Below are 19,812 nucleotides of genomic sequence, written 5' to 3' on the forward strand. Positions count from 1 at the left end.
TCTTTTATAGAATTCATATTTTCCAACTTGCGAGAACATCCTCAGTATGGATTAATAAGGCGAAGTTTTTCTGCATAATTTCAAGAGCACTTAGATGAAGTTCAGGCTCATAAGCAGAGCAAGCGTCTGAAACAATAAATGTATTGAAATTCCTATGAAATGCGTCATTAGCTGTCGAAAATACGCAGCAATCTGTTGTAAACCCAGTGAATAACATTGTATCGATGCCCTGTTTCCTAAGCTTGCTTTCAAGTTCAGTGTCATGAAAGCCATTGAACATAAGTTTGGGTATCTCGATATCTCCAACTTCTGGGAAAATGCGGTAATAAACGTCCCCTTCACCCTTGCGGCAAATTGCTTGACCACCCGGCATTCCACGACGCTCATACAATTTTTTGACCGCTTCTGAATCCGTTTCCGGCGACGTCACCACTCTCATGTGAACAACAGTCACACCAACTTTCCTTGCCGCTTCAACCAATTTCTCGATACGGTGAATAGTGGGTTCGACAGTTGTCATATCTGCCCCATATTGAGCAACCAGCCCATCGGGTGCGGTAAAATCCTTTTGAACATCTACCACTGTAAGACAAGTCTTGGACGGTATAATCATACCATTGAGTTGGTCCGATGCGATATGTGGCAGCTCCGAGGCTAACTCATTCATCATTGGAATTCCATTTGCTGGCGAACGATATAGGTAAACTTCAATGCAATGAAATGTAAGCCTATTGACCATCACTGCTTGATATAATGCGTTCAAAAACTTGATATTGGGTGTTTTCAAAGCACTTATTACTTTTTCCAATAGCAAAAAGTGGCAACAAATCAGATCGCTATCAACATCCAGCCATCTAAATTACTGAGGCTACACTGCTATAAACGAACCGAGCAACTTCAAGTGCCCCCAAGCCTCTCTCCCTTCATCTTTTCAAGCAATAGGCCGTATAGCTACACCATCCCCAGATCTACCTGAAAGAGAACAGCCCCCCTTCATTGCGATCACAACTTTATCGAGCCGCGTGCTCTTGGACACAAAACAAATAAAATTTTGTGCGCTGAGAAACAAGAACCTCTCTGGTCAGCATGTCAGGTTAAAAACCAGAAAGCGGTCTGATTAGGCACGCTAAGATCCTACAGGATGGACAACATGTCGAACGGCATTTCCATGAGTGCGGGCAGTAAACTTGGGGCGCTTGGCACTCTCGACCTTCTAATTAACGCTGCAACTTTTTGTTCGTTGGGCGTCATCCTGCCTAGCATGGTTCAGGAATTACACTGGAATTGGTCAACCGCAGGTCTAGGCTTCACCATTCTCGGCGCTTGCGCAGGCGGCTCATCGATGGTGCCAAGATATTTGATTAGAAAATTTGGAGTTAGAACCACTATTGGAGCTGGCGCAATTCTAATGTTCTTTGGTTTCCTGCTATTATCCAAAACGACAAATTTGCTTCACTATTATGCCGGCGCTGCAATGTGTGGTGTGGCCTACCAATCAATGACGATGATACCTGCAACTTTCGTCATAACGCGCGTATTCAAACATACATCTACAGCTATCGGGATATATGCTACTCTTGGAGCTCTAGGAAATGTCTTAGGTCCTTGGATGGTGCTAACTACCTTGGGCGTAGAAGGAGAAACTTGGCGCTCATATTGGATGTATCAAGGTGTAATTATCTTAATCCTTGGTATCGCGACTGCTATCATTATCGGCTTCCAAGGTGAGTTTTCAAAACCCGCTGCCTCGGAACTTGATGAAGAGAAAAATAAGCCTTCGCCACTGCCGCCTCCCCCTCAGCATCTTTTTGGAAAGATCTACCGTACAGACACAGACTGGACCCCAAAACAGGCCATGGCGACGCCTCAGTTTTACATTCTGTTTGCAAGTTACGCTCTGATAACAATGTGCTTAATTACAATTACGAGCCTGTCAGTTGCACATCTGACGGAAAATGGCGTCTCGAACAGAATGGCAGCAGGTATGCTAAGTTTGGAAGCGTCGGTTGCAGTCATAATGCGAGCCGTTTCTGGATACCTTGGTGACCGAATGGAGCCAAAAAAATTACTTACTGCAGCACTATTAACAACCTCAATTGGTACATTACTGCTTGCAAACTTTCATGAGGACCATTCCCTCTTTGTGTATGCGATAGGTACCGGCATTGGATTTGGAACGGTTCAACTGTGCTGCACTATCTTGTTGCTCAATTACTTTGGCAGAAAATACAATCTTGAACTATTTTCAACCATGTTACTTGGCGGTGCGATTTCCGCGTTCGGGCCTTTAGTCGGCGGTATTATTCGCGATACAACAGGCAGTTTCGTTCCAGTATTCTTGATCCTATTTATACTCAGTTTAGCAACAGGAATAATGACGCTCTTCATGCGCCCACCTGTGTTGAAACCATCCTCAGAAAGACAATTTCCAGAGAACGAGCCTTACGCTCAGACTGCTGCGACTAACAACTAATAAATTAGATATCCGGAGAAATGTTCAATGTCCCTTCCAGATAAAATGTTTGGCGTATTTCTTCCAATAGCCAATGGCGGTTGGATCATTTCAAACACAACGCCAGAACTTAATGGCCTGTATGAGCAAAACAAAAAGGCTGCTCAACTCGCGGACAAAATTGGGCTAGACTTCATAATGTCTATGTCAAAATTTCGAGGCTTTGGTGGTGAAACAAACCACTGGGGCGTATCTATGGAATCCATGACTATGATGGCAGGTTTGGCAGAGGCAACCGAGAATGTGAAGGTTTGGACAACTATGCATTCTCTTCTTCACAATCCCGCTGTAGTCGCAAAAATGGTAACAACGCTCGATCACATTTCGAATGGCCGTGCCGGTTTGAATATTGTTTCTGGTGCCTACATCGATGAATTCAAGCAGATGGGGGCTTGGCGCGAAGATGTAAACCATGACGAACGCTATGATCTTGCAGACGAATGGATCACAGTCATTAAAAAATTATGGAGTGAAGATCACATCGATTTTGATGGTAAATACTTTAAAATGGAAGATTGTGAACATGCGCCTAAACCAATCTCTAGACCACGCCCCGACATTATCTCTGCGGGCCAATCCGACCGCGGTTTAAACTTCGCAACAAAACATGCTGATGCTTGTTTCATTGCAGGAAGAGACATGGACCAACGCCTCTCTTATAGTCGTCGTGCACGTGAGATAGCTGATGAAAACGAGCGCACAATAAAAGTGTGTTCGATGTGTACCGTCATCCATGACGACACCGATGAAAAAGCTCTCAAACGTCTTCAAAAATATGAGGAAGGCCGAGACATGGGTGCCATCATGAAACAGATGGAAAGCTGGGGGCTGCAAGGCGACAATCTTTTGCAATCAGCGAAAAAAGCCGGATGTAGTCAAAACCATACCGTTGTAGGCTCTCCTGAGACCTGTCGACAAAAAATTGAAGAACTCGTTGAAAAATGCGAAATTGATGGTGTCATGTTGATTTACCCAGAATACGAAGAAGGTCTAGAAATGACAGGGGCCGAAATTCTGCCTCACTTGCGCCAACGCTATTCTGCATTAGTAAGTTAAGATTAGCGCAACCATAAAATCTGACAAATTGAGCTATCATCTATACCCGCTTTGTCGGATTTTAATCCGCACAATAAGAAATTCCGCCTGAGTTACGGATATGGCTGAGCTAAAGCTGACCCATAAAACGAATTTACCACCCCTAGGCAAGAGTCACACAAAATGCCCACTGAATTTAGTAATATTATCGAAGCCCCTTTTGCGATAAGCGAAGAAGACAAAATTCGTCTTGAACAAGCTATCGATAGCGAAGAATTGACTAAATTAGCTCTTGAACTGGGAAACATCCCTAGCCCAGCAATGGGAGAACTTCAGGCTGCAAATTTTGTTCACGATTGGCTTACAGAAGAAGGATTTCGGCCTCGTAAAGTAGGTGCCACCCCAGAGCGACCAAATGTGGTTGCGACTTATGGCGGCTTTGGTACAGGAAAAAATCTACTTATGGCGGCACATCTGGATACGGAAAGCCCGATGTGGGATGCCCAACTTGACTCTTACAAATTTAGACCCGAGTCACTTGAAAACCCTGAGTGGAACAATTGTTGGTTGGAAGATGGAAAATTTCATGGATACCCAATATCCAATGACAGAGGACCAATGGCTTGCTTCTTAATTGCGACCAAAGCGCTCAAAAAATGTGGAATTGAGCTAGCAGGTAAACTTCAAATTGTTGCGACACCTGGAGAAATTGGTCCCGAACCCATAGAAGAAGCTGAAGGCGTTGGGTATATGGGGAAAGATATTGGCGCAAGCTATGTCTTCCACCATGGCGGTGTGTCCCCTGATTATGCAATAGCAGCTGAAGGCTGTGACTTTGGACTCACTTGGGTTGGATGCGGATATGTCGTTTATCGCATTCGACTTTTTGGTGAAGCCATATTCACACCGACCATTAATCACCCAGAAAAAGCCAGCGATCACCCCAACCCTATCTACAAGCTGGCGGGTGTGCTTCAGCCACTCTTGGACTGGAGCAAGAATTACGAAGAGAACGCTAAGTACGAATGTGAAGGTGGAACTGCCCTACCCAAAACACAAATATCATCAATCCGCGCCGGTGTTCCTCACGCATTTGGAGCTGGTACGGAAGTATGTTCACTTTATTTAGAGGTTGGGCTTCCCCCGAACCAAAAGCAAAGCGAAATCTTACAAAGCCTCGAATTACACTTGCGCGCAACATCCGACCTTGATTTCGAAATAGAACCCGTTGTCGTAAGGCTTGGACAAGAAGCAAAAGATGATGAAGTTGCACCATTGGTGGGAGCTGTAAATGAAGCCACTAAACTGACACTTGGCGAGCAAGTTAAGAGAGCTGACCCGATATATTCGAGCATGTGGAGAGATCACAATTTATTCAACATGCATCGCATTCCATCGATAACGACAGGCATGCCACGCTGGAGACCAACTCCGGAAGATATGGCCAAGAGTGCTCTCATTTACGCCTTAACAGCCATTGCTGTGTGTGGGAAAATATCCAGTGAAGATAAACTTACCAGAAAATCAGCTTTATGGGGTGAAACAAACCCATTGGACAAACGTTAAATGGATAAAATGGCTTCATACACTTCAATGGAATTTCGCACTGCCATGGGCTCATTCTTGAGCGGGGTAACAGTTGTGACAACACAAAAGTCTGACGGATCACCAACAGGTGCTGCCGTAAATGCCTTTAGTTCCATTTCGTCATCCCCTGCGACTCTAATGGTAAGTTTGGACCACAACAGTCGAACACTGGGTTTTATAAAAGAAAGTAAGGTATTTGGTGTCAACATTTTAGCAAAAAATCAGCTGGATATTGTGCGTCATTTTGCTTCAAAAATCGACAACCCATTTGGAGCCACCCCTCACCAGATCATGGCATCTGGTGCACCAATTATCGAAGGCTCATTGGCTTGGTTCGAATGCTCTATAGCAGATATATTTAAATCAGGGGACCATGACATAATCATCGGTCACATAACGAGCCTCTATTCAAACCCTGAACTTTCTCCACTAGGATACTTTCGAGGTGAACTTCTAACGACTGTGTAATGAAGTGAGATAAAATCAAAAGCTAAAAATTATTAATTCAGCCTATTCCTTGAAGTGAAAATCTCAGCCACCCTTGAATAGAAAATTGTAGACTTAAAGATGGTGAATTTCTTTACTAATAGCTACTACCGAAATGATATTCCTTGCCCTAGCAGCATTGTTTATAGCAACTCTTTCAAGCTCAATCCTGTGTCAGATATCTTCCACTTATCTATGGCTTTCTGAGATTGAATTAGCTTTTTTCCAACCATAAAATCGGGTGGGGAATTTATTGCGTCTACCGCCAGAAGTTTATCTCCTAAGAAGTACCAAACAGAAAATTTTTCATCACAAAGATTGCCACGTATAATCGATTGATCAAAGCCCCCAAGCAAGCCAGCAGTTTGCAATTTCAAATCATTTTGATCAGACCAGAACCAAGGAACATCGACCCGAGGGCGAGGCAATTGCATAATAGAAGCTGCTGTAAGATTCCCTTGCTCAATTGCATTATGAACACTCTCAAGTCGATGGTGGCCTCCCAATTGAACAATTGGACGTGCTGCACAATCTCCTGCCGCCCAGACACCATCGACAGAAGTCTTTGCATCTTCATCTACTAGGATACCATTTTTACAAGCAATGCCGGCACTCTCAGCGATTTCAGAATTAGGTCGTATTCCTACCCCCATCAACACGATATCAACAGAGACCTCACCATGATGTTCGGTCTGAATGCCACAGACATGCCCGTCACGTCCTTCAAACCCCACAACTTTGGCACCAAAATGAAATGTCACACCATTCTTAGTGTGATATTGAGTCAAAAACTCTGCGACTTCCACTCCAGATACGCGTGTGAGTATCCGGTCTGCAGCTTCAAAAACACTCACTTCCATGCCATATCCAGAACAAACAGCTGCCGCCTCAAGCCCAATATATCCGGCACCAACAATGGCAATTTTTACACCTGGTTTGATATAGGGACGCAGAGCATCAACATCTGAAATCTTACGAAGAGACATGACCCCATTCAAATCTTTCCCTTCGACGGCAAGGACATGCGGGTCTGATCCGGTTGCGAACACAAGTTTATCATACTCAATCTGTTCACCCGACGACAATATGACCGTGCTCATTTTGCAATCAACGGCATGCACATGGCTATTCATTTTCAATAAAATATTGTTCGTTTCAAACCAAGAAAGTGGCTTTAAGTGCAAACGTTCGCAATCACTTTCTCCTTTAAGGTAAGCTTTTGATAAAGGTGGGCGCTGATAGGGAGGATGTGCTTCCTCACCTACCAACACAATTGCCGTTTCTGAGCCATATTTCCTGAGAGATATTGCGGTTTGTATCCCTGCCTGACCTGCTCCTATAATCACAATCATACCATTCTCGACCTAACAATATTTCTTAAAATTATTTAAAAGCAACAGCTTATAAAGTTAAAGAACATTACTAGAAAGGCGATTGTGCGCAATAAATCAAATGGATACAGACGTGTTTAGACAACATTTCGAGCATAAAAGATCAAATTGCATCAATGATGAGTTATTCGACTAAGCAGACAATTTTTCACCAGCAACAGTCACACGAAATCCAGACCGAACATTTGGAAAATAATCCCAAACGGCTAAGTGTTGCACAGCCAAATTATCCCACATCACGATTGAATGAGGCTCCCAAGTAAAACGCATTTGAAAATTGGGATTTTTGATATGATCAAAGAGAAAATTCAAAATTGCATCGCTCTCCTCTTTTGGTAGTCCTTCGATGTAAGTGGTATTCGAGGAGTTGACGAATATGAATTTTTTACCGCTTCGTGGATGGCGCGCGATGACTGGGTGAATAGTCGCTGGATACCGCTTATCATAATCTTTAAACAAGCGATGATACACAGGATTACTATCATGCATAGCATATAAGCCATCCAGATAATCCTTCATCTTATCCGATAATGCATCATACGCTTTAGTCATGCTGCAAAAACATGTATCTCCACCAGTTTCTGGAACGGTGTGAAGATAAAGAATGGAACCGAGCGGAGGTTCATCACTCGCACTTAAATCCGCATGCCAATTCTCGCCTGCGACATATTTCGAATCTGCATCTGCATGAATAGCAACAATTTCAGGATGCTCCTCAATTCCAGGAACAGCAAAATGGATTGCTAATGGTCCATATATTTTGCCCATAGTCTTGTGAGCTTCATGACTAATTTCTTGATTACGAAACCCTAGCACTTGATATTGGGTCAATGCTGAACGCAATTCTTCCGCAGCTTCGTCCCCGATAGCTTGCTCCAAATCAATGTCAGACAGTTCAGCCCCCATATAGGGAGTTAAACGTTTCACTGAAAAACTCTGATATTTTTTCTTTTCCGAAGATTTAGACACAAAGCTTGCCTTTCTTATAAACGACCTATTTGACAAGATGATAAAACTACAACGATTACGCACCGCCCTTGGAACAAGAGCGGTGCGTGACTGATCTAAGCTATAAGCTTAAAATTCGTATCCAAAAGTGACCAATAACATACGTGGCGCAACGTATTCGTTACTGATTGTTCCACTTGAATAAGGGTCAACAAATCGGCCAGCAACACCCTCTTCATCTGTAATGTTCGTCAATGAAACGGATGAGTACCATGGCTGATCATTAGGTTCATATTTGAAGTAGGCATTCCACATACCATATGACGGGACATCATCAGCGCCAGTCGTGTTAAAGACCCTTGCCTGATATTCACCAACATATAAACGCTCTAGCCGTGAGGTGAATGTTCCGTGATCACCAATTGGTTGGAACCAAGACGCATTTAGATTGTATGTTACATCAGCAAGGTTTGGAGGTGTATTTCCATTTACCTGCACTGCTGCTGATTGACGTGCTAAAAACCAATCATACGACCATGGATATGTCAGACCTGCGGCAACTACTGCATCACCAGCTTCATCTGCCAAACGACGATCCAATGCTAAATAATCTTCAGAGATCTCTCCATCAAGCAAGGCCAAATTACCTCCAAGCTGAAGACGGTCATCCATAAGAAGGACACTACCCTCAATCTCCAATCCCCATGTTTCAGCACTGGGGATATTACCAATACCACCAGAATAAGGAATTGGGTCTTCTTCAATAAACTGCATGTCGTCATATTTGTTATAAAACAGAGACGCATTCAGAGAAGCATTGCCACCCAGCAACGTATTTTTAGATCCAATTTCAATAGCTTCTACTATTTCAGTTTCATATGTCGATTTTACATTTAGTGCAGAATTCGAACCCGGATTCAGTCCGCCCGGTTTGTAGCCACGTGACCAGCTTGTGTAGATCAGATTATCTTCAGTTGCTTTGAAGTCCAATGCAACTTTACCTGTCCACGTATTTGAATCAAATTCATTCTCCGAAAACTCACTGTAATAGCTAGCTGAACGCCCTTCATATTTATCAACATTGTAGCGCGCACCGAATGTTGTGCTCAAACGCTCCGTAAGAGGAACATTTACTTGAAAGAACGGAGAGAAAGCCTCACGATCAACAAATGCAATATTCTCATAAGCTAAATTCGCTGGAATCTCACTTGCTAGAGTATCTCTAGGTAATACAGGCAAACCTGGGATAAAAGTTGCGTCTGTGTCTCTATATTCAACAACATATTGGTTTGATTCAGATTGAGAGAAAAACACTCCCCCGATCCAATGGACAGGTGAATCAGGCAATGAACTTAGTGACAACTCTTGCATTAGAGTATCAGCTTCAGTTGACCATGTTGCGACGTGATCATAGCCACCAAAAGTCTCTAAATCTAAACGGTCACCATCAAAAGATTGATCATGTGTCAAAGATTGAAAACTTGTAACAGATTTCAGCGTACCGAAATCAAGATCATAATCGACATTCAAAGTCGTTAAACCTGAGTGCATTTTAAATTTAGCAGGAAAATCCTGCGTTAAAACACGGATATCCGGTTCTGGATCATCAATATTTTTGAGAGCACCACCGTTATGTTTATCATTATAATAAGTGTGTGAAAGCGTTACAGAAAGATCGTCAACAGGTGACCATAGAGCCGCAAGACGATAATGTTCATTATCTGCGTCATCTAATTCATAACCGCCGGGAATGCCGGTTGCCTCAGCATAACCATCATGGGACATCTGTTGAACAGATGCACGTACAGCGAAAGTTTCTCCGATGGGTACGTTGAGAGAGGCAAACCCTTGAGTGTGGTTATAATCACCTAAAGTTGCTTTAAAATCTCCACCAAACTCACCCAGCTCAGGTTGATTGGTAATAACATTTATTGACCCCCCGGTTGAACTTTGACCAAACACTGTTCCTTGAGGGCCACGAAGAACCTCAATACGGTTGACATCAAAAAACCCCATATTTAGAGCGATGGAATTGGGTAAGAATGCACCATCAACGTGAAAAGACACACCCGGAACAGTTGAAAAATTCTCTGGCGTTTGTTGACCAACTCCCCGAATAGTCACAATGCGCTCAGACCCACCACTTTTCGAAACCATCAACCCCGGAACATAGCCATTAAGTTGACTAGCATCTGTGATACCCGCTTGCGCTAAAATTTCATCCGTTATGGCACTCAATGCTATAGGAGCATCTTGCAAAGTTGTTTCATTTTTTTCACCATAAATGGTGATAGCATTCATTGTCTTAACATCATCAGGTTCAGCAGCTACAGCTGCACCTTCTGTTTCTTCAGCGGTAGCTATCAATGTATTTTGAGCAGCCAACAAAACAGCTAAAACCGCAGCCCCATTTCGAATTCTCATTTTAAACGAAGTCATGTCACAATCCCTCTTCACCTAAACTCAATTAAAAAACACCTGACTAAATTAATCTTAGGTCTATCAACGAGATGATTACTTGATCGGACGCGCCATATATTTTGCGTTTTTGTGACATACTGAACATAAAAAAATGTATATTTATTACAAAGACATCTGCAAACAAAAATATCAATTCAATGCATATGTATATTTAATCATAACAATATGAAATGATTTATATTTACACCGAATACATATATACTTAACAAAATTCACACTAAGAATAAATGCCTCAGCATACAAAGGAGACAAATTTAAAATTATGCTATTTACTTATTGAATACATGTTTTTTAATAAAAATTCACTTCCAATTGCTAAAACAAATAACCCAAATGCACAAAGCAGCAAAATAGGCGCGAATGTCCCAAGCTTGTCCGCAGTTACCCCTGCAGCAAAAGGGGCGAATGCAGCTATCGATGAAATCTGATGGCATCCGCCCAAAAGTTGAGCACCTAATTGGTTTCCGAACATCTCAACAAGCAAAACCATCGTCGCAACAACAACAATACCCCAACCAGCCCCAAACAAAATTGAAGCAATAATTAAAACCATAGGCGAACTAGCAATTGAAAAAAGGCAGAGACCTAAAGCATGCACCGCTATACTTGCAGCCATCATATGCCGAGTTGTGAAGCGCTCACAAAGGCTACCTGCAACACCTTTAGTTACAAGTGACACAAACGCCATAAACCCTAAAGATGCAGCAGCAAGACTTGGCCCAATCCCCAAACTCTCCAAATGCCCCACCGCAACAGAGTGTATTGTGGTCACAGACGCAAGATTTAATGTGATTACAGAGGCGATAAGCCAAAAAGCCGGAACCTTAAATCCATTCTTCAATGCCGCAATCTCAGAAACACCTTCGTTCGCCCTCCCCCTATTCTCGGAAGGCTTCGTAATATTGAGCTCTCTAATTACCAAAAATGCTAAGGCACAAAGGAAAAAAGCTATTCCTCCCATAATCAACCAGTGCTGGCTCCAACCGACTAAGTCCATCGTATAATGAGCAACACTAGGCCCAGCAATATCACCAATACCTCCCAGCATGAGATACAATCCGATCATTTTAGGCGTTGTGTCTGGAAACCACCCCCCAATCAACCAGACGGCCGTCACATTACCTGCTAAAGAAAAACCCATTCCAATTAAAGTAAGCGCAATGAAAAACAGCCAAATCTGAATCGCCGAAGCAGCGAGAAAAAAGCCGACAGAAATTATAAAAAAACCAATGCAAAAGGTCGCTCTTGGACCGATAAATTTCAGTAATATACTCGGCAAAAAGCTGGTCAGCCCCACAGCCAAACCCAACACCGTAAAGCTTAATCCTGCTTCGGAAAAAGACCAACCAAGCTCTTCCGACATTTTATGGAGCGCAACACCAAGCGATGAAAAAGTTGTTGCGTTCAAAAAAAAGAACCCAACAACGAGGATAGTGAATACACCCCATTTTCGTATCATGTCATAAAACCGATCTCTAAAATTTTATTTAAAAACAAACCAATCAATTCATTCGAACGGCTCGGTACGTCCCCACAAGCCAGATGAGTAACTGACTAAGTCATGCTCACTTTGACGCAATTGCATCTCAAGTCTTGATACTGAACGTTCTAAAATTTGTGTGATCGCTCCAGTGGAATGCTGATCATCAACAGCGACGATCAATTTATAATGCGCATGCGGTAAAGAATATCGACGAAATAAGTCTCACAAGACAATCAAGTACTCTAACCGAGAGACGCCCCGTTACCCCGACACTTAGACCTAGGGGTTTTCATAAATTTGAATCGGATTCGATGTGAATAAAGATCCATCAACAATTACTCGAGGCATTGTATTCGCCTTGGCGGGTTTTGCATTTTTTGCAACCAAAGATGCAATTGTCCGCCTAATGGCTGGAGGCGTTTCTCCATTTATGTTGGGATTTCTGGCCTGTATCTTTTCGTTATTGTTGACACCAATCATGAAAGACAAAAGCGACAAGATGATCCATCTCATCCGCCCCAAAAATCCAAAACTTTGGATATTGCGAGGCGTATTACAAACCATAGGTATTGTATCAGGCATTGTCGCCTTTACGCTTCTTCCAATTGTTGAAGCATTCTCACTGATATTCCTAATGCCAATTATGATTTCGATACTTTCTATGATCTTCCTCAAGGAGAAAGTTAACCTTTCGACATGGATCACAATAGCAATTGGTCTTGCCGGGACGATGATCGTCTTACGACCAGGTCTACGCGAGCTTTCAATAGGACATTTAGCGGCATTCACCCTGACATTTACATCCGCCAGTGTATTTGTGATTTTGCGTCACTTGAAGGATAAAGAACGGACAATATCTCACTTTGGCGCAGCAACGTTATTGCCACTTGCTTTCAATAGTATTTTTGTCATACCAACTTTTGAAATGCCAGCCATGTCGCTTTGGCCATATATCGCTTCCTACGCAACCTTTATCGCGTTGGGAAACCTTATGGTTATATTTGCATCCCGGAATGCACCAGCAAACTTAATAGCCCCCACACAATATTCACAAATCATCTGGGCGGTCGGCTATGGAAGTTTCCTTTTCCATGACCCAATTGACCTCCCCACAATTGCTGGCCTCACATTAATTTTATGTGCCGGATTATGGAAATTTACGCCTTTACAAAATTTAGGAAACAAACAAAGCACCGCTAATACATCATGACGGTGAAATATGGGGACACACGACGATTACGCTATTGAGCAGGCATCCTCAAAAGACAACCGAGGCAATCGCCCTTTAATAGAAGCAGGGTCTCCAGCACCAATATTTATCAGGAAGTTCGACTTTACGTTGGTTCCGGCAAAAAATTCAGCATCAACTCCGTCGTGATCAAAACCTGACATAGGTCCACAATCATAACCAAGGCTTCGCGCAGCCATTATCAAATATCCACCCTGCAAACTTGAATTCCTAAAGGCTGTTTCATATTGCACTTTTGGATCAGTAAACCACGCAGCAGCGCCAGGAAAGTGTGGGAATAGTTCAGGAATTTTTTCTCCAAAATCCAGATCATAACCTACGATAACACATGCCCCTGCTGCCATTGTTTTATCGAGATTTCCTTTGGATAGGTGTGGTTTGAGACGTTTAAAACCATCCTCAGTGGAAACAAAAACAAACCGTGCGGGAGACGCATTCGTTGCTGTTGGCCCCATTTTGGTTAGATTATATATCTTTTCAAAATCAGCCTTCGAAAGAACTCTATCCTTCCAGCCATTATAGGTGCGCGCCTCAAGAAACAACTTATCTAAACTGGCTTGCTTTAGTGATGAATATTCCACGATTAAAAGTTCCTTTTCATATGCTATCACGGACAAATAATTCACATGATTTTAGATAGTCTTGTGAACAACCGCACTCAGACTTGATAGTGTCAGCCCTAAAAAATTTAAAAGGGGCATGAAGATATGACTTCAGCCCCTTATTGCAAAATACAGTTTCAATAGAAATCAATGGAATTGAGTTTTATAAAATAATTCGCGGTACGGCTGCTTCAGTAATTTTGAAATTTCCCAGATTGTCCTCCACAACACCTTCACGCGGCTTTTGTCGAACTTGAACAACACCATTTTTTCCAAAGCCATCAACGACTGGTCGCCCCGCATCACGGCTCAACCATAAGCGCAATAAATGCCTTTTACGCTGAGGCTCCGGGTAATCCTCAAATCTTGTGCGCGAATGCAAAGCGGCATAATTTGATAACCACTGTATATCGCCGGGACGGAAATCCATCTCAATTGCCATACCCGGTTCATATGTAATTTCGTCAAACAGGTTTAGCACTTCAATCTGTTCTGGCGTTAAACGCGGCACTTCAGGATACTCTTGCGCTGTGAGCACGTATAAAGATCCTGCATACATACTAAATACGCCCTCTTCCAAGCTAATCACAGGTGAGCTATAGGAATTTGCAGGCGCTTTGGGATCTTGTCGCCTCCAATCCCAATGGAATGGCTCAAGCAGTAAAGGCGCTAGATCTGGCCTGCGTTTCAAGATTTCATTGTAAATTTCAGCGCCTGATACGAGACAAGATTTACCTCCATCTTTTGCTGGCCGCAGGCACATCAATGCAACAATATCAGAGCTATCAGAATGATAAGTAAGTTCATCTTTGACCTTGGATGACAAAGCTGTTGGATCATCCATGGTTTTATCTGAAGTCGCGTAAATGTTATCAATCACGTCTCCCAATTCGTTCTGACGAATTGGATCTCCCATGTGCAACCCAAGAATATAGTAAATCGCAGCCGACAACGCATCAGAATACAAATGCGTGCGTAGCCCGCGAACAAGAACAAAACCACGCCCATAATCCACGTCATGGCCCCATGCATTTATAGCATCGGCACACTGCTTGAGTGGATACTCCTCTGCTGTCACAAACCTTAGGTCTGGATCATCATTCACAAATTTCGAACCAAGTGCCTCTAATTCATCTATCTGCGCATCAGACAGTTGAAAAATCCATTCATTCCCTTTGCCCAGAGTATCCCCTCTCCAAGCGGCTGATCCTTGCACCGGGGTAAGTTCTGATACTGTCGACATAATGTAATTTACTCCAATATTATAAGATCAAATGACTCTGTCCAAATTTATTGTTTCAGAGACAATGTTTTCAAAAAAATATACCGGGTATGAAAGAAAATTCTTGTCTAAAATCGCATGAAAACTTTCTCATACAAAAATTCTATTTCATATCCTTTTAGGCTGATTGCATCGGTCGCAACTAAACTGCAGTCGACATCGCCAACTCTCGACCTTTTTCAATTTCTTGATGTAATTCCTTCAAATGCTGCGTGGCATAGTTCAAAGCGTCTTCACCTAAAACCTGTAAAAATGGTGGGTCTGTCTTTTCGGCAGTTGCAATAATGGCTTTCGCTACTTTGAAAATATCGCTCGGCTCTTCGCCTTGATGTGCTTTCAAAGTTTGACGTGCCAAATGAGCGGTTTCCGCATAATCTGCGATATTACCAGATGCCTCTTTTAAGGATCCGCCTGCAAAGTGCGTTCTCATGCCCCCCGGCGCAATATTTGTCACGTCAATCCCCAGAGGTTTAACTTCATCGCGCAATGTACGACCAATGCATTCTAACGCAAACTTAGAAGCTCCATATACAGACGTCCCTGCCCACGGTGCCAAACCACTCACGGAGGTAATGTTAATAATATGCCCATGACCTGCTTTGCGCATGAAAGGTAGAACTGCTTGGATCACAGCAATTGCACCAAATACATTGACGTTAAACAGGTCTTGAATTTGCTCAATCTCAGTTTCTTCAAGCGCTCCCGTAAGACCATACCCTGAATTATTCACGAGAATATCTATCGCCCCAACTTCGCTGAGAGTTTGATGAAGTTGCAAAGCGACTTTGTCAAAATCAGAAACACTCAATTGAATAGCATGACTCCGTCCAGGACTAAGTGTCTCAAACGCCTCACAATCATCCGCACCGCGAATGATACCAAAAACTGCATCCCCTAATGCCAAAACTTCTTTGGACAAAGCCAATCCGAGCCCTTTATTGGCTCCGGTAATCATCCATTTCTTACTCAAGTTTCAGCTCCCTCAGTTATTTGATTTTTTTGAATTTCGGCCTCAATGTCAGCCAAGAATGGACTAGACGCACTCGCACCTTTGCTCTCAACTGATAATGAAGAAGCGATACTTGCACGCTGTAGAGCTTCTTTAAGTGAAAGCCCTTGAACGATACCTGCCGCCAGCACACCTGAAAAACAATCACCAGCGCCTGTAGAGTCGACGACTTGTGTAAACCGAGCCGCTACAACGATGACATCTTTACCATGAACACAAAGAGCACCAGCAGCGCCGCACGTAACGATGACAGCCTGATCATTTCGACTGATCAAACTACGGAGTAGAAGTATAATATCTTCCACGTCTTCAGGAATTTCATCGACGCCACAATACCCTGCCAACTCAACTTCGTTGACAATAATAATATCTGACAATTCAAATAATTTTAGTCGCGCTTCAGCCACAAACGGAGCGGCATTCAAAATAGTCATCGCATGTTTTTTTTGACAACTCTTAAAAAATTGAACAGTCGGCTCGATTGCAGTTTCAAGCTGCGCCAACGCGACCGCCGTGGCGTCATCTAATTTGCTTTCATCAAATTCAAGTTCCGCATTCGCACCCGGCAAAACAACAACTTCATTTTCACCAGCATGATCAACGTTGATATAAGCGCGACCAGAAAATGTTTTCGACTTGGTTTTCACCTGCGCAACATCCACCCCGACTTTTGTCAAATTGTCGACTAGAAATGATGCTTCAGAATCGTCTCCGATACATGCATAAAAAACCGTTTCAACCCCTACCTTTTGAGCAGCCACAGCTTGGTTGGCACCCTTTCCACCCAAAAAATATTCCAACGAACTAGCTATTACGGTTTCACCGGGTCTAGGTAGATTTTCAACTGTTGCAACAACATCTAGATTGACGCTGCCAATCACTGATAATTTTCCCATTTTACACTTCAAACTTCGCTTCAAATTGTTCGCGTGCACCAAAACTTGGTAACATCAATATAAATCCGCCCCCTAGAAGCAGGCAGACAGACATGATCGAAACAGGCGCATTATAGTTTCCAAAAACATCGAACATGAGGTCCATCAAAAACGGAGTGACACCTTGGGTAAAAATCACCACCGAATACACGACTCCAACGATGCTTCCATATGCTTTCAATCCAAAATAACGAGATATAAAGAATGGAAGACACCCAAATTCTGCCCCCAGCCCGATGCCCATCAAAACACCGCCTAAATACACCGCAGGAATACTCGTCCCATATTCAATGAGTAGCAGCCCGACGATAGCAACGATGAACATTGGAGACACAATTTTAGGCGTGTAAAATTTGTCTAAAAGCAAACCTGTTACTACCTGCCAGCCTGCGCCAACCATGGCAAAAACAGAGATAACTCCAGTTGCAACAGACAACTCAAACCCGCGATCCATCACCATGGACACCACGTGGGTAAAAATAGCAGTCACACACCCTGCGCCTAATGCAATAGCCACAAGGACTAGCCAGAATACCCGCATTCTCGCAGCTTCCTTTAGCGTATAGCCTGGCAGCGGTGCAGCTTCCTCAATTTTTTCCTCGGGAGTGATGTTTTCCACTGCATGTTTCTTTGCTTCACGTAGGAAAAGAAACAAAACCGGAAACCCTAAGCAGATAATAATTGTTCCTATACCGACGAAAGCACCGCGCCAGCCAATATTGACCATCAAAATACCAGCAATAATGGGCATAATGGTAGACCCCAGCCCATTACCAAGACCAGCAGTCAAACCGAGCGCAAAACCCCTCTTGTCGTCAAACCATTCTGAAACCACTTTTGACAAAGCGGCAGTACTAGGAATTGCACCAGCCAACCCAACAAATGCAAACAGGAGATAGAACTGCCAAACACTTCCATTGGCCAATGCAACCATCGCCACAGCTGGCGCAAACAATAAATTACCAACCAAGATAACTCTACGCGAGCCATAAATATCTGATAGCCGCCCCACACAAGGATATACAAACACAGCAATTAGCGAAACAAGCGCCAAGACACCTGATACGGTTGCACGCGGCCACCCAAATTCGGTAGAGATAGGCACCAAAAACAAACTAAAAACAGCACTAACTGTCGGCGTAAAACTCACAATATTTCCGATTGTAGATGCAAACAGAACTTGTGATCTCGCGCGCTTCATAGTCAGTGAGGATATCCCGTTTGAAGCTTGCTTATGGATACTCATACATCCTACTCCTGAGTATAACTTGGCGGGATAACAGGATTATCGCCACCTTTTACCCAAAGGATGATTTCATTGCCCCAAGGGTCACGAAACGCATGATTAAAGCCGTTAAACTCTTTCCAATAGTGATCTTTCCAAAGTATGGTCGCACCTCGTTTTTCGGCTTCACCCAGAATGCGCTCATGTGAATCATCATCACTTACCATCACATAGATGCGTGATTTACGTCCTTCTGAAACCTCTCTTGGTTCCACGCCATCTGGAGAAGGATGAGGCCGCGCATTTAGAGAGCTAGTTATTCCCAAATGCAGGTTTCCAACTTCACTTTGTTCACCATTGGCTAGCTTAAAGTTTTGTCCTGGAACCATTCGATGAAATACACCATGAGGTCGTGGATCATTTTCCCACCCCATCACTGCTGCATAAAACTCACCAGCAGCGGCTGGGTCTTCTGCCATTAGATCAACGAAAATTAAGGTATTTGGGTATGTCATTTTGGACTCTCTGAATTCTATACTTATCCGTAAACACTAGCCCAATCACTAAACACCATCTTGATAATTTAGGCCCAATTCTTTGATACTAGACGCCGACTTCACACCCAATTTTTGTCGATGTTGACGGGGAGAAACACCGAATCTCTCACGAAAAGTTCGACTAAAATGAGCAGAACTGGAAAAGCCCCATCGAAAAGCAACTTGTGTAATTGATTGCTGGGAATAGAGAGGGCTAATCAAATCAGCATAACAACGCTCTAACCGTCGCTCCCGCACATACATGCTAAAGCTATAATTTTCTTGAGAAAATATCTTTTGCAAATATCGAGGCGAGACCCCAGTCTCTCGCGCGACTCTATCAAGTGTAAGCTCTGGTTCCCCAAGCAAAGATTCAAGCATTTGACAGATTCTATCAAAATGAGCTGCCCTCGCGCCCATCGCCCCGCCTTTGCTTCTCCCCCCACCAGACGTCGCAAGAGCCGTTACGATAATATCCACTAAAGAAGTTTCAATGGCCGCAAGCTCATCTTTCGTGAATTTTTCCAACTCATTATAAATCTCTTGCAGCAGAGAAATTAATATTCGTTCGAGACTATTTTCACCCTTAAATAAGCCTGTATTATTTCGTAAAGGTGCTAGCATTCTACGACCAATCACCAGCGTTGGAATCCGTATAAATATCATCCGGCAAGAAGTTTTGAGTTCGAGTTTGGAATCATGTCGCGTCACACCAAACAATACTCGTCCTGGCCTAATCGCAGCACAAAGGTCTTTTGATTTAAACTCAGCTTCGCCCTCAGAAATAAGCAACAACCAAAGCCCTGGCCCTTGGTCGGCTTCCTTACCTTCTATGATGAGTGGACTTGCCTCTATTCTCGCTAATTGCACACCCATAGGCGTTGCAACAACGCTTATTCGTCCATCCACTGGTACTGAAGGAGAATCTGGAGCAAACGGCAATTTTAATCGCCTCATTGCATCCGACCAAACAGCGTTTCGTTGTTTGCAGTTTACAGCTCGAGTGGAAAATCGCCAGATTTCTCTGGCTCCAGCTTCATTCGCGTCCACC

The 19,812-nt window shown here is 43.3% G+C and carries 17 protein-coding genes; 5 read left to right on the forward strand and 12 right to left on the reverse strand.

Features of this window, described 5'->3' with window-relative positions; translation table 11 throughout:
• Window positions 1–13: 13 nt before the first annotated feature.
• Entirely contained in the window at window positions 14–670 is a 657-nt protein-coding gene (locus tag HBAL_RS12770) for a cysteine hydrolase family protein (protein WP_015828361.1), read from the reverse strand.
• A 480-nt stretch (window positions 671–1,150) separates the two neighbouring features.
• Between HBAL_RS12770 and HBAL_RS12775 the strand changes: the two genes are divergently transcribed.
• From HBAL_RS12775 to HBAL_RS12790, 4 genes are all read left to right on the forward strand, one after another.
• Window positions 1,151–2,473, forward strand: coding sequence for an MFS transporter (locus HBAL_RS12775; protein WP_015828362.1), 1,323 nt, complete (start codon window positions 1,151–1,153; stop codon window positions 2,471–2,473).
• 27 nt (window positions 2,474–2,500) lie between these two features.
• The gene (locus tag HBAL_RS12780) at window positions 2,501–3,568 is read left to right on the forward strand and encodes an LLM class flavin-dependent oxidoreductase (protein ID WP_015828363.1); all 1,068 of its coding nucleotides are present in this window, start codon (window positions 2,501–2,503) and stop codon (window positions 3,566–3,568) included.
• Between the two features lie 162 nt (window positions 3,569–3,730).
• Window positions 3,731–5,113 (forward strand): zinc-binding metallopeptidase family protein, encoded by a 1,383-nt coding sequence (locus tag HBAL_RS12785; RefSeq protein ID WP_015828364.1) that lies wholly within the window; start codon window positions 3,731–3,733, stop codon window positions 5,111–5,113.
• The gene (locus HBAL_RS12790) at window positions 5,114–5,602 is read left to right on the forward strand and encodes a flavin reductase family protein (protein WP_015828365.1); all 489 of its coding nucleotides are present in this window, start codon (window positions 5,114–5,116) and stop codon (window positions 5,600–5,602) included.
• A 161-nt stretch (window positions 5,603–5,763) separates the two neighbouring features.
• Here the strand turns inward: HBAL_RS12790 and HBAL_RS12795 are convergent, their stop codons facing one another.
• The 4 genes from HBAL_RS12795 to HBAL_RS12810 all read right to left on the reverse strand — a co-directional run bounded on the left by HBAL_RS12795 (window position 5,764) and on the right by HBAL_RS12810 (window position 11,848).
• Window positions 5,764–6,972, reverse strand: a complete 1,209-nt coding sequence (locus HBAL_RS12795) for an NAD(P)/FAD-dependent oxidoreductase (protein ID WP_015828366.1) — start codon at window positions 6,970–6,972, stop codon at window positions 5,764–5,766.
• Between the two features lie 171 nt (window positions 6,973–7,143).
• Window positions 7,144–7,938, reverse strand: a complete 795-nt coding sequence (locus HBAL_RS12800) for a TauD/TfdA dioxygenase family protein (RefSeq protein WP_041302343.1) — start codon at window positions 7,936–7,938, stop codon at window positions 7,144–7,146.
• A 150-nt stretch (window positions 7,939–8,088) separates the two neighbouring features.
• On the reverse strand, window positions 8,089–10,398 hold the full coding sequence (locus tag HBAL_RS12805; RefSeq protein ID WP_015828368.1) for a TonB-dependent receptor: 2,310 nt from the start codon (window positions 10,396–10,398) through the stop codon (window positions 8,089–8,091).
• Window positions 10,399–10,705: 307 nt separating this feature from the next.
• Entirely contained in the window at window positions 10,706–11,848 is a 1,143-nt protein-coding gene (locus HBAL_RS12810) for an MFS transporter (protein ID WP_159098039.1), read from the reverse strand.
• Window positions 11,849–12,236: 388 nt separating this feature from the next.
• Here HBAL_RS12810 and HBAL_RS12815 point away from each other — a divergent pair, with 388 nt between their 5' ends.
• The gene (locus tag HBAL_RS12815) at window positions 12,237–13,133 is read left to right on the forward strand and encodes a DMT family transporter (RefSeq protein ID WP_015828370.1); all 897 of its coding nucleotides are present in this window, start codon (window positions 12,237–12,239) and stop codon (window positions 13,131–13,133) included.
• A 26-nt stretch (window positions 13,134–13,159) separates the two neighbouring features.
• Here HBAL_RS12815 and HBAL_RS12820 read toward each other — a convergent pair whose 3' ends face one another.
• From HBAL_RS12820 to HBAL_RS12850, 7 genes are all read right to left on the reverse strand, one after another.
• Window positions 13,160–13,753, reverse strand: coding sequence for a malonic semialdehyde reductase (locus HBAL_RS12820; protein ID WP_015828371.1), 594 nt, complete (start codon window positions 13,751–13,753; stop codon window positions 13,160–13,162).
• A 184-nt stretch (window positions 13,754–13,937) separates the two neighbouring features.
• On the reverse strand, window positions 13,938–15,017 hold the full coding sequence (locus HBAL_RS12825) for a TauD/TfdA family dioxygenase (RefSeq protein ID WP_015828372.1): 1,080 nt from the start codon (window positions 15,015–15,017) through the stop codon (window positions 13,938–13,940).
• Window positions 15,018–15,198: 181 nt separating this feature from the next.
• Complete coding sequence (locus HBAL_RS12830) at window positions 15,199–16,026, reverse strand: SDR family NAD(P)-dependent oxidoreductase (RefSeq protein WP_015828373.1); 828 nt, start codon at window positions 16,024–16,026, stop codon at window positions 15,199–15,201.
• On the reverse strand, window positions 16,023–16,961 hold the full coding sequence (locus tag HBAL_RS12835) for a ribokinase (protein ID WP_041301610.1): 939 nt from the start codon (window positions 16,959–16,961) through the stop codon (window positions 16,023–16,025). Before HBAL_RS12835 ends, HBAL_RS12830 begins: the two co-directional genes overlap by 4 nt.
• 1 nt (window position 16,962) lies before the next feature.
• Window positions 16,963–18,246 (reverse strand): MFS transporter, encoded by a 1,284-nt coding sequence (locus HBAL_RS12840; protein WP_015828375.1) that lies wholly within the window; start codon window positions 18,244–18,246, stop codon window positions 16,963–16,965.
• A gap of 5 nt (window positions 18,247–18,251) precedes the next feature.
• A complete protein-coding gene (locus HBAL_RS12845) occupies window positions 18,252–18,740 on the reverse strand; it encodes a VOC family protein (protein ID WP_015828376.1) in 489 nt (162 codons plus the stop codon).
• Between the two features lie 48 nt (window positions 18,741–18,788).
• Window positions 18,789–19,811 (reverse strand): helix-turn-helix domain-containing protein, encoded by a 1,023-nt coding sequence (locus HBAL_RS12850; protein ID WP_049763148.1) that lies wholly within the window; start codon window positions 19,809–19,811, stop codon window positions 18,789–18,791.
• Between the last annotated feature and the right edge of the window lies 1 nt (window position 19,812).

Source organism: Hirschia baltica ATCC 49814, assembly GCF_000023785.1.
Lineage (GTDB): Bacteria > Pseudomonadota > Alphaproteobacteria > Caulobacterales > Hyphomonadaceae > Hirschia > Hirschia baltica.

Coding starts and splice junctions, on each gene's coding strand:
- HBAL_RS12770 (WP_015828361.1), bottom strand. CDS start 670: ATGATGAATGAGTTAGCCTCGGAGCTGCCACATATCGCATCGGACCAA.
- HBAL_RS12775 (WP_015828362.1), top strand. CDS start 1,151: ATGTCGAACGGCATTTCCATGAGTGCGGGCAGTAAACTTGGGGCGCTT.
- HBAL_RS12780 (WP_015828363.1), top strand. CDS start 2,501: ATGTCCCTTCCAGATAAAATGTTTGGCGTATTTCTTCCAATAGCCAAT.
- HBAL_RS12785 (WP_015828364.1), top strand. CDS start 3,731: ATGCCCACTGAATTTAGTAATATTATCGAAGCCCCTTTTGCGATAAGC.
- HBAL_RS12790 (WP_015828365.1), top strand. CDS start 5,114: ATGGATAAAATGGCTTCATACACTTCAATGGAATTTCGCACTGCCATG.
- HBAL_RS12795 (WP_015828366.1), bottom strand. CDS start 6,972: ATGATTGTGATTATAGGAGCAGGTCAGGCAGGGATACAAACCGCAATA.
- HBAL_RS12805 (WP_015828368.1), bottom strand. CDS start 10,398: ATGACTTCGTTTAAAATGAGAATTCGAAATGGGGCTGCGGTTTTAGCT.
- HBAL_RS12825 (WP_015828372.1), bottom strand. CDS start 15,017: ATGTCGACAGTATCAGAACTTACCCCGGTGCAAGGATCAGCCGCTTGG.
- HBAL_RS12835 (WP_041301610.1), bottom strand. CDS start 16,961: ATGGGAAAATTATCAGTGATTGGCAGCGTCAATCTAGATGTTGTTGCA.
- HBAL_RS12840 (WP_015828375.1), bottom strand. CDS start 18,246: ATGAGTATCCATAAGCAAGCTTCAAACGGGATATCCTCACTGACTATG.
- HBAL_RS12845 (WP_015828376.1), bottom strand. CDS start 18,740: ATGACATACCCAAATACCTTAATTTTCGTTGATCTAATGGCAGAAGAC.